Source organism: Mesorhizobium sp. WSM4814 (genome assembly GCF_055811595.1).
Genome location: NZ_JBVVQT010000025.1, coordinates 1 through 15,299, shown reverse-complemented (window position 1 = coordinate 15,299; position 15,299 = coordinate 1). Strand labels below are relative to the sequence as shown.

The 15,299-nt window shown below is 64.2% G+C and carries 13 protein-coding genes; 9 read left to right on the top strand and 4 right to left on the bottom strand.

All coding sequences use genetic code 11. The annotated features are described in order from the left end of the window. Positions 1–19: 19 nt before the first annotated feature. From AC0L2V_RS27225 to AC0L2V_RS27215, 3 genes are all read left to right on the top strand, one after another. Positions 20–1,978, top strand: a complete 1,959-nt coding sequence (locus AC0L2V_RS27225) for an EB domain-containing protein (RefSeq protein WP_473521719.1) — start codon at positions 20–22, stop codon at positions 1,976–1,978. A gap of 131 nt (positions 1,979–2,109) precedes the next feature. Beyond that, on the top strand, positions 2,110–2,787 hold the full coding sequence (rpe, locus tag AC0L2V_RS27220; RefSeq protein ID WP_473521718.1) for a ribulose-phosphate 3-epimerase: 678 nt from the start codon (positions 2,110–2,112) through the stop codon (positions 2,785–2,787). A 231-nt stretch (positions 2,788–3,018) separates the two neighbouring features. Further along, positions 3,019–4,398: a malonyl-CoA decarboxylase gene (locus tag AC0L2V_RS27215; protein ID WP_473521717.1), complete on the top strand. Its 1,380-nt coding sequence runs from the start codon at positions 3,019–3,021 to the stop codon at positions 4,396–4,398. A gap of 41 nt (positions 4,399–4,439) precedes the next feature. Here AC0L2V_RS27215 and nagA read toward each other — a convergent pair whose 3' ends face one another. Genes nagA through AC0L2V_RS27195 form a run of 4 tightly spaced genes read right to left on the bottom strand, consistent with a single transcriptional unit; the run spans position 4,440 to position 8,318 of the window. After that, positions 4,440–5,618 carry an N-acetylglucosamine-6-phosphate deacetylase gene (nagA, locus tag AC0L2V_RS27210; RefSeq protein WP_473521716.1) on the bottom strand — a complete coding sequence of 393 codons (1,179 nt, stop codon included), beginning with the start codon at positions 5,616–5,618 and terminating at the stop codon, positions 4,440–4,442. Continuing rightward, entirely contained in the window at positions 5,615–6,625 is a 1,011-nt protein-coding gene (locus AC0L2V_RS27205; protein ID WP_473521731.1) for an SIS domain-containing protein, read from the bottom strand. The genes nagA and AC0L2V_RS27205 overlap by 4 nt, the downstream gene beginning before the upstream one ends. A 32-nt stretch (positions 6,626–6,657) precedes the next feature. After that, positions 6,658–7,440, bottom strand: a complete 783-nt coding sequence (locus AC0L2V_RS27200; RefSeq protein WP_473521715.1) for a GntR family transcriptional regulator — start codon at positions 7,438–7,440, stop codon at positions 6,658–6,660. Continuing rightward, positions 7,437–8,318, bottom strand: a complete 882-nt coding sequence (locus AC0L2V_RS27195) for a glucosamine kinase nucleotide-binding domain-containing protein (protein WP_473521714.1) — start codon at positions 8,316–8,318, stop codon at positions 7,437–7,439. The genes AC0L2V_RS27200 and AC0L2V_RS27195 overlap by 4 nt, the downstream gene beginning before the upstream one ends. Before the next feature lie 200 nt (positions 8,319–8,518). Between AC0L2V_RS27195 and AC0L2V_RS27190 the strand changes: the two genes are divergently transcribed. The 6 genes from AC0L2V_RS27190 (at position 8,519) to AC0L2V_RS27165 (ending at position 15,038) form a co-directional block, all read left to right on the top strand. Beyond that, the gene (locus AC0L2V_RS27190) at positions 8,519–9,475 is read left to right on the top strand and encodes an N-acetylmuramic acid 6-phosphate etherase (RefSeq protein WP_473521713.1); all 957 of its coding nucleotides are present in this window, start codon (positions 8,519–8,521) and stop codon (positions 9,473–9,475) included. A 2-nt stretch (positions 9,476–9,477) separates the two neighbouring features. After that, complete coding sequence (locus AC0L2V_RS27185) at positions 9,478–10,737, top strand: ABC transporter substrate-binding protein (RefSeq protein ID WP_473521712.1); 1,260 nt, start codon at positions 9,478–9,480, stop codon at positions 10,735–10,737. A 246-nt stretch (positions 10,738–10,983) separates the two neighbouring features. Next, positions 10,984–11,907, top strand: coding sequence for a carbohydrate ABC transporter permease (locus AC0L2V_RS27180; RefSeq protein ID WP_473521711.1), 924 nt, complete (start codon positions 10,984–10,986; stop codon positions 11,905–11,907). 8 nt (positions 11,908–11,915) lie between these two features. Then, positions 11,916–12,755 carry a carbohydrate ABC transporter permease gene (locus AC0L2V_RS27175; RefSeq protein ID WP_473521710.1) on the top strand — a complete coding sequence of 280 codons (840 nt, stop codon included), beginning with the start codon at positions 11,916–11,918 and terminating at the stop codon, positions 12,753–12,755. Next, entirely contained in the window at positions 12,752–13,813 is a 1,062-nt protein-coding gene (locus AC0L2V_RS27170) for a Gfo/Idh/MocA family protein (protein WP_473521709.1), read from the top strand. Before AC0L2V_RS27175 ends, AC0L2V_RS27170 begins: the two co-directional genes overlap by 4 nt. 226 nt (positions 13,814–14,039) lie before the next feature. Further along, positions 14,040–15,038 carry an ABC transporter ATP-binding protein gene (locus tag AC0L2V_RS27165; RefSeq protein ID WP_128174764.1) on the top strand — a complete coding sequence of 333 codons (999 nt, stop codon included), beginning with the start codon at positions 14,040–14,042 and terminating at the stop codon, positions 15,036–15,038. Positions 15,039–15,299 lie beyond the last annotated feature (261 nt).

Sequence of the window (15,299 nt, the reverse complement as noted above, 5' to 3'; positions counted from 1 at the left end):
CATTTCAGGGAGAGAGAAAATGTCTTCAGCCAAACATGCTTTCCGCAACACGGCAGCGGCCGCTGCCCTGATCGCAGCTGCGCTCGCCACCACGCCGGCCTTCGCCAAGCAGGCGAACATCAAGTCAATGTCGTTCAACACCGAAAGCGCCAACACGACGATCCACGTCGGCTCCAGCGACAAGCAAAAGTGGGACACGCTTAAGAGCGGCAGCGTCCAGTTCTGGGGCCACATGAAGCTCAACACGCGGTGGCCAGGTTATGTGCAGGATGTCGGCGTGGCGCTCGGCGTTTGTGGGCCAGGCCAGTGCGGCGCATTTCCGCCGATCTGGAGCACGTCACCTGTCAGCCGCGACTACGATCATCAGGAAAATTTCTCCTTCGACCCCTCCATAATACCGCTGTCGTCGGACACCGGTATCGCCGTCGTGCCTTACGGCGACCAGATCATTGCCCGGTGCAATCAGCACCTCCAGCCCGATGGGCCGACAAAGTCTTACTCGTTCACGCACAGCTTCCATGCAAGCTTCTCGGCACTGACCGACACGGCGCTCGACATGGACAATGCGGTCAGCGAGGCCCAGGGCGGCAACTGGCCCCATCCGCTGTACGACTCGCACTATGCCGAGCATGGAACGTTCGACGTCCAGATTGTCTGCGACCCCGTCATCAAGCCGCCGGTTCAGGACGTCGCCAATGATTTCGGCGAATTCGACGTGGACAACGTCAAGCTGTTCCTGACCACCTACCAGTCGAACCAGACCGGCTCGACGCCCGGTACGGTCTGCCCGTCGTTGAAGGTCACGAGCCGGGCGCAGGCCAACCAGGCCGGGCCCGTGTCGATGCGCATCTGGCGCCAGAAGAACGACGGGCCGATCACCTCCGAGGTGCAGCAGGCGTGGGCGTCACACGACGCGACCAAGAATGGCTATTTCGCCACCTATGAGAAATGGGAGGATGTCGGCGCCACCGCCTATTTCCAGTACAAGACCGAGATCGTCGGCAACGGTCCGTTCGAACCATTCGACGGCTGGAAGGACATCACCGTCCATTGCACCGGCGCGGGTGGGGGCGGCTTCACCGACGCACCTCAGGACAACCCCGACAACCCGCCGGCGCATTCGGACTGGCAGGGCGAGGTCACTGTCTCGGACAGCGCTGGCTTCAAAAAACTCTGCCCGCGCAAGGGCCAGGTGGCGTTCGACGTCGAGCGCGAGGCGCCGGGTGCGTTTCACTACCGCATCAGCTGCTCGAACGGCGCATTCTTCACCGACACGACGGTCGCCTTCAATGATGGCGGTGTGTTCAAGGCGAGCGCCGCACACGAGTTCAGCATCGTCAGAACCCGCTCGATCCAGTGCACCCTGCAGGAGATCAAGCAGAACGGTTCGATCGCCACCGTCGACAACAGCAGCGAGGATTTTACCTGCATCAAGCGCAATTTTGATCCGAATGCCGATGGTCTGGCGGTCGATACGCCACCCAATCCCGGCAAACCGCAACTTCCGCCGGTCGTCATCGATGCCGGCCGCACATGCCTGCCGAGCCAAAGGCTTATCCGTGGCAAATGCGTCGACAGGCCGCTCGTGGCTGCCTGCCGCAGCACCGAAAAGCTTGTCAACGGCAAGTGCATCGGGGTCAGCATCCACTGCCTGCCCGGTTACCATCGGGTGGGGCTGAAATGCGTGCGCAATGCGGTGATCGCCGACAGGTGCAAGCGCAACGAACAACGCATCGACGGGAGATGTGTGCGCAAGCCCTCCATCATTATCGACTGCAAGCGCGGCTATCATCTGGTCGGCAAGGCATGCGTTAAGAACCCGCTGATCATCACCGCCTGCCGGGCAACTGAAAAACTGGTGCGTGGACACTGCGTGCCCAGGCAACCTGTGAAGAAGCCCAATCTGCAAAAAGTGAAGCAAGGCAGCGGCAAGGTCTTGCTGCCACCACTGGCCAGGCCGCTGCATCCGGTGAACTGAAATCGCGACGCTTGAACAGGGAGAGAGGTGGCCAACGCTGCCTCTCTCCTTTTGCGCAGGCACCGGATTCCTGTCGACAAGCAGCGCTGAGACGATTACGGCGAAGGCGGGCTCAAGAACGGGAAGCGAACATGGCTCAAAAGACCCTGATCGCGCCATCTGTGCTGGCGTCGGATTTTTCGAAGCTCGGCGACGAGGTCGAGGCGGTGGTGGCGGCCGGTGCCGACTGGATCCATCTCGACGTCATGGACGGGCATTTCGTGCCCAACATCAGCTTCGGCCCGCCGGTGATCAAGGCGATCCGCAACCGCACCAAAACCTTCTTCGACTGCCATCTGATGATCGCGCCGGCCGATCCCTATCTGCAGGCGTTTGCCGAAGCCGGCTGCGACGGCATGACGGTGCATGCAGAGGCCGGGCCGCATCTCGACCGTTCGCTGCAGACGATCAGGGACCTCGGCAAGCAGGCCGGCGTGTCGCTCAACCCGGCGACGCCGGAAACGGCGATCGAATATGTGCTCGACCGGCTCGATCTGATCCTGATCATGACCGTCAATCCGGGTTTTGGCGGCCAGGCCTTCATCCCGGAGGTCGTCGACAAGGTGAAGCGGGTGAAGGCGCTGATCGGCAATCGGCCGATCCGAATCGAGATCGACGGCGGCATCTCGCCGCAAACAGCACCTTTGGTCACCGCCGCCGGCGCCAGCGTGCTGGTCGCCGGTGCGGCTATCTTCAAGGGCGACAGCGTCGAAGCCTATCGGGCGAACATCGAGGCGATCAGGACAGCGGCCGACCAGGTGGCCGGCTGACGCTGCCGCTGCCGGCGAGCCGTCACCGGCACGCGCTGTTCTCCCAGCCGGTCAGGAATTCGTTGGCCGACGCCGGTGCGCTTGTGCTCGTGACATGCGATCCCCAGCCAAAATGGCCTTGTCCATTTTTGGCGATCTTATTGGCATATCCAAAACTACCATCCATATTCTCTGTCTCACCCTCATGTCTCTCCGGACCCTCCCGCAGGCTCCTCTTCGACGGTCGGATCGATGAACCGCAGCCCTTTTTTCGCTGACCTGCTGAACACCATCGCCGACCGCGGTCGGATGATGCTGAACCTCGTGCGCGGTGACGAGCCGGTTTCGGCCGACAGCCTGGCACGTCTGTGCGTCCGTCTGCTTTCCAGCCAGGGCGAGGCATCGGGCGTCGCCTATGCAAGAGAAATACTCGATCGCTGGCGCACCCTCGGCGCCGACGGCAGGCTGGCTTTCCTGCATGTGCTGCGCGATCGTTTCGGCACCGATCACGCCAGGCTTGCCGCTGCGGTGGATGCTTATCGCGCCACGCCGGACGATCGCTCGGCACTTGCCCTGCACGACGCCGCCGAGCCGGCCAGGCAGGAGCTCCTGCGCCGTCTGAACCTGGCGCCCGGCGGCATCGAGGCGCTGGTGCGCATGCGCGAGGATCTGCTCGCCCGGCTGCCCACATCGCCCGATCTCGCCATCGTTGATGCAGACTTCACCCACCTGCTGTCGTCGTGGTTCAACCGCGGCTTCCTGGTGCTGCGGCGGATCGACTGGTCGACGCCGGCCAACATCCTGGAAAAAATCATCCGCTACGAGGCGGTGCATGCCATCCACACCTGGGACGATCTGCGCCGCCGGATCGAGCCGGCCGACCGGCTCTGCTATGCTTTCTTTCATCCGCAGCTCGGCGACGAGCCGCTGATCTTCGTCGAGGTCGCGCTGACCCGGGCGATGCCGACGACGATCGCCGAGCTGCTCGCCGACGAGCGGCCGCCGGTACCACCACGGCAGGCCACGACGGCGGTGTTCTATTCCATCTCCAACTGCCAGGAGGGCTTGCGCGGCATCTCCTTCGGCAATTTTCTGATCAAGCAGGTGGTCGAGGATCTACGCCGCGACCTTCCCGGCCTGACCGATTTCGTCACACTGTCGCCAGTGCCGGGCTTTGCCCGCTGGCTGGCCGAGCAGGCCGAAACCATCCCCTCCGCCGCCGAAGTGCTGGACCTCGTCGCCGTCGAGGGTTGGCATGCGGACGCTGCCGCTCGCGACCGCGTCGGCCCGGCGCTGCTTCCTCTTGCGGCACAGTATTTCCTCGAATCCCGCACCGCCTCCGGCAAGGTGATCGACCCGGTCGCCCGGTTCCATCTCGGCAATGGCGCGCGGCTGGAGCGCATCGACCTTTTCGGCGATCTGTCGCCCCGCGCCTTGCGTCAGGCGCATGGCCTGATGGTCAATTATCGCTACAAGCTCGACGACATCGAGAAGAACCACGAGCTGTTCGCCGCCAGGAACGATGTGGCGGCCGCGCCGGCCGTGCGCCGCCTGCTGCCGAAACCGGCGAGACCGGCCGCGCCGCGGCTTCCGGCGCCAGCCCAGGTGATTGGGGACAAGAGGGACACTTGAGCAACCACCCGCTTCAGGCTGCGGGCCGAACGACTGATACCTTAGGCGCCCTTTGCGACACCGACCTCGAAAACCTTGTTGCCTTCTATCCAGACGCCCTTGACGTCCAATTCGTCCGACAGCGCAACGATATCGGCGGCGGTGCCGTTGGCGAACCGCCCGAGCCGGTGTGATTGGCCGATCGCCTGCGCCGGATAGAGCGAAGCCATGCGCAGCGCCTCCGACAGGTCCAGTCCGACGACACGGTGGACGAAGCGGACGGCGGCGATCATGTCGAGATCGGCGCCGGCCAGCGTCCCGTCGGCAAGCCGCAGGCTGCCGTCCCTGCGGTAGACGGCGCGGCCGTTCAGCGTGAATGAGGTCATTTCGGTGCCGATCGTCGCCATCGCGTCGGTGACCAGGAAAATTTTTGCGGGGCCCTGCTTGGCGCGCAGTGCGATGGCCATGGTGGCGGGATCGACATGGATGCCGTCGGCGATGATCCCGGCAAACAATGTGCCGGTATCGATGGCGGCACCCGCCAGACCCGGCTCGCGGTTGCCGATCTGGCTCATGGCGTTGAACAGATGGGTGACCATTGTGGCGCCGGCGTCGGCAAACGCGCGCGCCTTGGCATAGAAGGTGTCGGAATGGCCGAGGCTGACGACGATGCCGGCCTCGACCAGCGCCGAAACGCGAACGGTGTCGACCGATTCCGGCGCGATCGTGGTCAGCAGCACCGGCAGGGTTTTTCGCGTCGCAATCAGCATCGCCTGGTCGGCATCCAGCATCGGCCGGATCAGCGCCGGGTCATGCGCGCCCTTGCGGGCGATCGACAGATGCGGGCCTTCGAGATGCAGGCCCAAAAAGCCAGGCACGTTTTGCCTTGCGGCCTCGGCACCGGCGGCAACCGCCGCTGCGGTGATCTCAGGCGTGTCGGTGATCAGCGTCGGCAGCAGCGCGGTCGTGCCGAACGGCGCGTGCGCCCGGCAGATGGTTTCGATCGAAGCAACATCGGGATGGTCGTTGAGCATGATGCCGCCGCCGCCATTGACCTGCAGGTCGACGAAGCCCGGTGCAAGCATGCCGCCGCCGGTTTCGATACGCTCGACGCCGGACGGAACGGCTCCGGCGGCGACGATGGCCTCGACGAGACCGTCTCGCACGACAAGGGCAGCGTTGTCGTGCCAGTCGTCGCCGTCAAAAATCCGGGCGCCAGTCAGGGCAAAACGCTCGCTCATATGGTTTCCGTCACCTTGCGAAGATTGGGCGGCGTGTCCGGATCGAGACCGCGATGGCGGGCAAAGGCCTCGACGAAGCCATAGAACGACACGATCAGCGCCAGCGGGTCGGTCAGTGGATGGCCGGTGGCGACATGCGGCAGGTGCTGAGCGCTTGTCGCCTTGTCCGAAGTCACGAAGACGGCCGCGCCCTTGGCCGCCAGGCTGTCGGCGGCCTCCGCGACCGACGGCTCGGAAGCATCGCGGGCGGCGAGCGCCAGCACCGGAAAGTCAGGCCCGACCAGCGCCAGCGGGCCATGCATGACTTCGGCTGCACTATAGGCCTCGGCGTGCATGGCGCAGGTTTCCTTGAATTTCAGCGCCGCCTCATTGGCGATCGCCGCGGACGGACCACGACCAAGGATGAACAGAGACTTCTGCGTCTCAAGGACGCTGGCCAGCGCCATCCAGTCGCAGGCGATCGCCTTGCGGAAATGTTCTGGCAAACGGGCAAGTGCTGCCAGCAACTTGTCGTCGCCGGTGCTATGCGCCATCAAGGCGAGGCCGGCGACGGCTGAATTGACGAAGGTCTTCGTCGCCGCGACGCTGCGCTCCGGGCCGGCCAGGATGTCGATGGCATAATCGCAGGCCCGCGCCAGCGGCGAATCGGCAGTGTTGGTGATGGCGACGGTCAGCGAACCGCCGGCTCTCGCGGCTTGCGCCATGGCGACGATATCCGGGCTCTTGCCCGACTGCGAGATCGCCAGGCAGGCCGAGCCGGCCAGCTTGAGCCTGGCGCCATAGATCGAAGCGATCGACGGGCCGACCGACGCGACGGCAAGGCCGGCGGTCAGTTCCACCGCATACTTCATGAAGGTGGCGGCATGGTCGGAGGAGCCGCGCGCCACGGTGACGACGAAGTTTGGGTCGCGCTCGCGAATGCCGCGCCCGGCCTCGATCAGCACTGCCGCCGAACCGTCGAGCAGGCGCGCGGTGGCCTCCGGGATCTCCTCGATCTCGCGCCGCATATGGGTAATCCCCATTTGGGTGTTTACTGTGCTCATGGCCGGCCCTCTTCGCCCGGCCCGCTCAGCCGGAGCTCGGCGACGAAATCATAGGCGTCGCCCCTGTAGATCGAGCGGGTGAATTCGATCACCTTGCCGCTCGCCAGATAGGAAATACGCTCGATGTGCAGACCGGCAATGCCTGACGGCACTTCGAGCAGGCGCGCGTCGTCGTCGCCGAGATTGGCGGCGGAGATGCGCTGCACTGCCCGCACCGGCCGATGGCCGGTCGTTTCAAGCGCCGCGTAGAGCGACGACCCGATCGCCGCCGGGTCGGGCAGCACGCTGGCAGACAGTGCCGCGCGCTCGATCGCCAGCGGCGTATCGTTGGCAATGCGCAGCCGCGCCACCCGCGCCACCAGTTCGTTCGATGACAGGCCGAGTACCATCATCTCGTCCGGCGAGGGCGCATAGAGGCCGCGGTCGAGCCAGGCTGAACGCACCGCCATGCCGCGCCGCGCCATGTCCTCGGTGAAGGACGTCAGCCGCGACAGTGACTGCTCGACGCGCTCCATCCGCGGCGCGACGAAGGTGCCGGAGCCGTGACGCTGGACAAGGATGCCGCCCTTGACCAGATCCTGCACCGCCTTGCGCACGGTGACCCGCGAGATGTCGGCCTTGCTGGCGATGTCGCGCTCGGACGGCAGCGCGTCGCCCGGCCCGATCAGGCCGCGATTGACCGCGTCCTCGATGCTCTTCCTGAGCTGCAGATAGAGCGGCGCGCCGCTTTGCGCCGACTGTTTCAGCGTGGCGAAGATCTGATCGGCGGCTTCGCTCATCGCGTTGCCTCCGCTGCTTTGGCGAAGACACGCACCGCCATCTGCACGGCGCCGCCCAGCGCATCGTCGAGCGGCGGCTTCAGCAGCGCCCGGTAGCGCGCCGACAGGCGTGGTGAATAGAGCGGCGCCAGCCCGCCAAGCAGGCAGAGCGGATCGTCGTCGCCGAGATCGAGCACGCCAAGTGCTGCCTCGACGTCGGCGATTGCCTTGTCGAGGATCCAGTTGGCGACGGCGTCGCCCTTTTCGGCATGCTCGAAGACCTTGGGCGCGAAGCCACCGAAATCGCCGGGTTTTGCGTTGGTAGTGAACTCGACCAAATCCTCGGGATTGTCGCGGAAGACGGCGAGCATGGCCTGCGTCAGCGGCGATCCCTGGCGGATGCCGTCATAGGCGAGCAGCGTCTGCTCGAGCAGGTCGCGGCCGATGCGGGCGCCGCTGCCCTGGTCGCCAACCTGGAATCCCCAGCCGCCGATGGCGCGCGACTTGCCGTTTTTGCGCGCCATGTAGGCGGTGCCGGTGCCGAGGATGGCCATGGCGCCGTCACCGGAGCCGACCGCGCCTTCCAGGGCGATCTCGGCGTCGGTCTCGACACGGTTTTGGCTGAACGGCAGGATCGCTTCGAGCTGCTGCCTGTAGGTGCCGACATTGGCGCCGGCGAGGCCGAGGATGGCCGGGGTCTGCGGGATCAGTTCCGGGTCCTGCCCGGCGGCGACAAAGGCCTGCCTTGCCGCCTCTACGATGTTGGCCCTCGCGCCGGTGAGATCGGTGCGGATGTTGGCCGCACCGCTCTTGGCGCGGCCGACGACAGTCCCGTCCACCGTTGCAAGAGCCGCCCTGCAGCTGGTGCCGCCGCCATCGATGCCAAGCACGAATTTCACACGATTTCTCCTCCCGGCGGATAATACCAATAAAATACCAATAGCCAAGGATTAATTTTCGTTTCAAAAAGATTAAGGTGTATTTTATTGAAAAGCCCACGCATTTTGACGAAAGGCCAGTTCCGAGGCAGGGAAATCGCTAATGCGTGTGGACAAGTGGTATTTTTTTGGTATTGTTTTGCGGATTGGAGGGAAAGCGGATGGCCGAAACGCGCACCGAAGCGCTTCACCAGAATGCCGAGGGGCTGGACATCCAGGCTCCGGACGCCATCCTTTCCTGTTTGGCCAACGCGCAGATCGAGGCCGCCAAGGCGGCGCGCGGCGCCGTTCCCGCCATCGCCAAAGCCGCCGAGATCATCGCCAGCCGGCTGAACAGCGGCGGCAAGCTCGCTTACGCGGCGGCCGGCAGCTCGGGCCTGATGGCGCTGGCCGATGCGCTGGAACTGCCGGGCACCTTCGGCATTCAGCGCGATCGTATCGCCATCCTGATCGCCGGTGGCGACGATGCCTTCAAGACACTGGCCGGCGGGCCGGAGGACGACACCGACGAAGCCTCGGCAGCGGTTGCCGCTGCCGGCATCGGCGAGGGCGACTGCCTGATCGCGGTCTCGGCCAGCGGCTCGACGCCCTATGCGGTCAGGGCGATCGAGGACGCCAGGCGCCGGGGTGCGGCGACCATCGCCATCGCCAACAACAAGGATGCGCCGCTGCTTCGGCTGGCCGACATCGCCATATTGCTCGAAACACCGCCGGAGGTGATCGCCGGCTCGACGCGCATGGGCGCCGGCACCGCCCAGAAGATCGCGCTCAACATGCTGTCGACGCTGGCCGCCATCCAGCTTGGCCATGTCCATGACGGCTATATGGTCAACCTCATGGCCGACAACATCAAGCTGCGCGACCGCGCCGCCCGCATCGTCGCCGCCATCAGCGGGCGCAGCAGGGACGATGCGGCGCGCCTGCTCGAGGACAGCGGCGGCGTCGTCAAGACCGCCATTCTGCTCGCCGCCGGCGCCGCCAGCGCCGACGCGGCGCAGAAGCTACTGGAAGGGACCGGCCAAAAACTGCGCCCGGCGCTTTCCGCGATCGAGGGGAGCATGGGGCGCAAAGCCTCTGTTCTCAAAACCGAACCTGAAAAAGGTCAACAGGGAGACTGAGCATGACAACGAAACTACTGACGGCACTGCTTCTCGGCACCAGCATTCTCGGCTCGGCCGGTATGGCCTATGCCCAGGACGTAACGCTCAACATCGAAAGCTGGCGCGGCGACGACCTTGCCATCTGGAAGGACAAGCTGATCCCGGCTTTTGAGGCCAAGAACCCGGGCATCAAGGTGGTGTTCGCGCCGTCGGCGCCGACCGAATATGACGCCGCACTCGGCGCCAAGCTCGCCGCGGGCTCGGCCGGCGACCTGATCACCTGCCGCCCGTTCGACAAGTCGCTGGAACTGTTCAAGAAGGGCAATCTTGCCGATATCTCGACGCTGCCCGGCATGGAGAATTTTTCCGACGTCGCCAAGGCCGCCTGGCAGACCGACGACGGCAAGGCGAGCTTCTGCGTGCCGATGGCTTCCGTCATCCACGGCTTCATCTACAACAAGGACGCCTTCGACCAGCTCGGCATCAAGGTGCCGACGACCAATGAGGAGTTTTATGCCGCTCTCGACAAGATCAAGGCCGACGGCACCTACATCCCGATGGCGATGGGCACCAAGGATCTCTGGGAAGCCGCGACCATGGGCTACCAGAACATCGGCCCGAACTACTGGAAGGGCGAAGAAGGCCGTCTGGCGCTGATCAAGGGCGAGCAGAAGCTGACCGATCCGCAGTGGGTTACGCCGTTTGCCGAACTCGCCAAGTGGAAGCCCTATCTCGGCGACGGTTTTGAGGCGCAGACCTATCCGGACAGCCAGAACCTGTTCACCCTCGGCCGCGCCGCCATCTACCCGGCCGGCTCGTGGGAGATTGGCCTGTTCAACACCCAGGCGCAGTTCAAGATGGGCGCGTTCCCGCCGCCGGTGCCGAAGACCGGCGACACCTGCTACATCTCCGACCACACCGATATCGGCATGGGCCTCAATGCGGCGTCGAAGAATGCGGATGCGGCCAAGACCTTCCTGACCTGGGTCGCCTCGCCGGATTTCGCCACCATCTACGCCAACGCGCTGCCGGGCTTCTTCAGCCTGAACAACACCCCGGTGAAGATGGAAGACCCGCTGGCCCAGGAATTCGTCTCCTGGCGCGACAAGTGCAAGTCGACGATCCGCTCGACCTACCAGATCCTGTCGCGCGGCACGCCGAACCTCGAGAACGAGACGTGGGTTGAATCGGCCAACGTCATCAACGGCACCGTCACGCCGGAAGCTGCCGCCAAGAAGCTGCAGGACGGCCTCGACAGCTGGTACAAGCCGGCGAAGTAAGAGCGCAGATAGAAGCAAGGCCGTCGCAAGTGGACGGCTCTGCTTTTTTCGATAGCATCGACTGCAACCGACGGCGCCGCCCCTCGTCCGCCTGCCGGCACCTTCTCCCCGTATAGTGATGGGGGAAGGGAGAAGCTCCGGCGCTGACGCCCCCCTCTCCCCGTCCTTCACGGGGAGAGGGTAAGGGTGAGGGGCAGCGCTGCCGTCGAAAGCATCGCAAGAACCTGATCGGCGGGGACCGAACGCATGGCCGCAGCACCGAAACGACCGTTCCGCTGGCATATCGTCGTCTTCCTGGCGCCGGCGGTGCTGGTCTATACGGCGATCATGATCCTGCCGCTGGCCGGCACGCTGCAGCTCTCGCTGTTCCGCAACATCGACCAGGCCCAGGTCTTCGTCGGGCTGGAAAACTTCCGCAGGCTGTTCGGCGATCCCAACTGGTCGGTCAATTTCTGGAACGCGCTGCGCAACAACGTCTGGTTCTTCATCATCCATATGATCGTGCAGAATCCGATCGGCGTGCTTTTGGCCGCACTGCTGTCCAGCCCGCGGCTGAGATTCTCCGCCTTCTACCGCACCGCGATCTTCGTGCCGACAATCCTGTCCTTCGTCATCGTCGGCTTCGCCTGGAAGCTGATCCTGTCGCCGCTGTGGGGCGTGGCGCCGAACCTGATGGATCTCGTCGGCCTCAAAAGCCTGTTCACGCCGTGGCTCGGCAAAGAAGAATATGCGCTGACCACGCTCAGCCTGATCTCGGTGTGGCAGTTCGTCGGCATCCCGATGATGCTGATCTATGCCGCGCTGCTGTCGATCCCCGAGGAGGTGATCGAAGCCGCCGAATGCGACGGCATCACCGGCATGTCGCAATTCTGGAAGATCAAGCTGCCGCTGATCCTGCCGTCGATCGGCATCATCTCGATCCTCACCTTCGTCGGCAATTTCAACGCCTTCGACCTGATCTACAGCGCGCAAGGCGCGCTGGCCGGCCCGAATTATTCGACCGATATCCTCGGCACTTTCCTCTACCGCGCCTTCTTCGGTTTCCAGCTGCAGGTCGGCGATCCCAACATGGGCGCGGCGATCGCCACGATGATGTTCCTGATCATCCTTGGCGGCGTCTGCGTCTACCTGTTCCTCGTCCAGACGCGCCTGCGTCGCTATCAGTTCTGAGGCGTAAGATGAGCACGGCGACCCACTCCCTGCCCCGCACCGTCGGCGCCCATGCGGTGCTGTTGACCTATACGGTGATCGCGCTGTTTCCGGTGATCATCGTCATCATGAATTCGTTTAAATCCCGCGCCGGCATCTTCGGCGCGCCGTTGACGCCGCCGACCCCGAAAACCTTCGACCTGATCGGCTACACCACCGTCATCGGCCAGGGCGATTTCATCCACTATTTCCAGAACAGCCTTGTCGTCACCGTCGCCTCGCTGTTCTTCGTGCTGCTGTTTGGCGCGATGGCCGCCTTTGCGCTGTCGGAATACCGTTTTCGCAGCAATTCGCTAATGGGGCTTTATCTCGCCCTCGGCATCATGATCCCGATCCGCCTCGGCACCGTCGCCATCCTGCAATTGATGGTGGCGAGCGGACTGGTCAACACGCTGACGGCGCTGATCCTGGTCTATACGGCGCAAGGCCTGCCGCTCGCCGTCTTCATCCTGTCGGAATTCATGAAGCAGGTCTCCGACGATCTGAAGAATGCCGGACGCATCGACGGCCTGTCCGAATACACCATCTTCTTCCGGCTGGTGCTGCCGCTGGTGCGGCCGTCGATGGCGACGGTCGCCGTCTTCACCATGATCCCGATCTGGAACGATCTGTGGTTTCCGCTGATCCTGGCGCCGTCGGAGGAGACCAAGACGGTGACGCTCGGCGCGCAGCTGTTCCTCGGCCAGTTCGTCACCAACTGGAACGCCATCCTGGCCGCGCTGTCGCTGGCGATCATGCCGGTGCTGATCCTCTACGTCATCTTCTCGCGGCAGCTGATCCGCGGCATCACCTCGGGAGCGGTCAAGTGAGCAAGGAAAAATCTCTTCGCGTCGTCGTCGCCGGGCTCGGCAACATGGGCCGCAGCCATGCGCTGGCCTATCATACCAACCCCGGCTTCCAGATCGCGGCGCTGGTCAACCGCTCGGACGTGCCGTTGCCGCCTGGGCTTTCCGGCTATGGCACCAGGCGCTCCTTCGACGAGGCGCTGCGCGAGGAAAAACCAGATATCGCCTGCATCGCCACCTATTCCGACAGCCACGCAGACTATGCGGTGAAGGCGTTTGAGGCCGGCTGCCATGTCTTTGTCGAAAAGCCGCTGGCGACGACGGTGGCGGATGCGAAACGCGTCGTCGCCGCAGCCAAGGCCAACGGCAGAAAACTGGTGATCGGCTACATCCTGCGCCATCACCCGTCCTGGATCAGGCTGATCGCCGAGGCGCGCAAGCTCGGCGGTCCGTACGTGTTTCGCATGAACCTCAACCAGCAATCCTCCGGCCATAGCTGGGACACGCACAAGCAATTGATGCAGACGACGTCGCCGATCGTCGATTGCGGCGTGCATTATCTCGACGTGATGCTGCAGATCACCGACGCCAGGCCGGTCGAGGTGCGCGGCATGGGGCTGCGGCTGAGCGACGAGATTGCGCCCACGATGTACAATTACGGGCACCTGCAGGTGCTGTTCGAGGACGGTTCGGTCGGCTGGTACGAGGCCGCCTGGGGGCCGATGATCTCGGAAACCGCCTTTTTCGTGAAGGACGTGATCTCGCCGAACGGCTGCGTGTCGATCGTCATGAAGGAAGGCGTCAAATCCGACGACATCGACACCCACACCAGGACCTCGACCATCCGCCTGCACAGCGCGGCGACCGGCGCTGACGGAAAATTCGCCAAGCCGGATGAGATGCTGTCGATGGAGGGCGAACCCGGCCATCAGGAACTCTGCGATCGCGAACAGGCTTTTCTGCTCAAGGCGATCCGCGAGGATATTGATCTGACCCGCCACATGGACGATGCGGTGAAGTCGCTCGCCGTCTGCCTTGCCGCCGACGAGAGCGTCCGCAGCGGGAAGGCGGTGCGACTGTGACATATGACGTGTTGCAAGTGGTGGCGCCCTACGGCGCCCCCCTCTGGCCTGCCGGCCATCTCCCCCTCCAGGGGGGAGATTGGCAGCTTCACGGCCGCGCGCCACTTTGCGGCGCTGGAAATTTGCGAAAGCGACACCGACAGCTGATCTCCCCCCTTGAGGGGGAGATGGCCGGTAGGCCAGAGGGGGGTGCCTTGGCGCCTACATTCCAATCCGGAGGAACGCCGTGGGCTCGCTGAATATCGAGAATGTGAAGAAGGCGTTTGGGCCGGTCGAGGTGCTGAAGGGCATCAACCTCGAAGTGACCGATGGCGAATTCGTCGTCTTCGTCGGCCCCTCCGGTTGCGGAAAATCGACGCTGCTCAGGGTCATCGCCGGGCTGGAGGATTCGACCTCGGGCCGTGTTGTCATCGACGGCGCGGACGTCTCCGCAACCCCGCCGGCCAAGCGCGGCATCGCCATGGTGTTCCAGACCTATGCGCTCTACCCGCATCTGACGGTGAAGAACAATATGGGCCTCGGCCTCAAGCAGGCAGGCACGCCGGCGGCCGAGATCGACCGCCGCATCGGCATCGCATCGTCGATGCTGTCGCTGGAGCCCTATCTGGCCAGGCGGCCGGCCGAGCTGTCCGGCGGCCAGCGCCAGCGCGTCGCCATCGGCCGCGCCGTGGTGCGTGAGCCCAAGCTTTTCCTGTTCGACGAGCCTTTGTCCAACCTCGATGCCGCACTGCGCGTCAACACCAGGCTGGAGATCGCGCAGCTGCATCGCCGGCTGAAGGCGACGATGATCTATGTCACCCACGACCAGGTCGAGGCGATGACGCTGGCCGACAAGATCGTCGTGCTCAACGCGGGCAAGATCGAGCAGATCGGCGGACCGATGGAACTCTACAATGCGCCGGCGAATGAGTTCGTCGCCGGCTTCATCGGCTCGCCGAAGATGAACTTCGTCGACGGCGCCAGGCTCGGCGAGACGGCCAGGACCATCGGCGTCCGGCCCGAGCATTTGACCGTCGATGCGAAATCCGGCGCCTGGAAAGGCACGGTCGTCCACGCCGAGCATCTCGGCGCCGACACCAACCTCTATCTCGACTGCGAGAAGGCCGGGCTGATCACCGTGCGCATTTTTGGCGTCTACAACGCCGAACCGGGCGCCACGCTCTACGCGACGCCGGATCCGGCGAAGACTTATCGGTTTGGAGCGGATGGCAAGGTGCTGAAGTAGCGCCCCTTTTTCCTTCTCCCCCTGTGGGAGAAGGTGGATCGGCGCGCAGCGCCGAGCCGGATGAGGGGTGTTGGAAGGAATGCCGTCGGTGCCAAGCTGGAGCACCCCTCATCCGACCTCGCGGAGCCTGTCCTTGGGCTTGCCGGAGGCAAGACCCGTGGGCGAGGCCACCTTCTCCCACAAGGAGGGCTTTGCACGGGGGCCGAAGTTTGGCGCAGATGGCGCATGGGGCGTTTTTTGAAACGCAATCAGGCCACATTG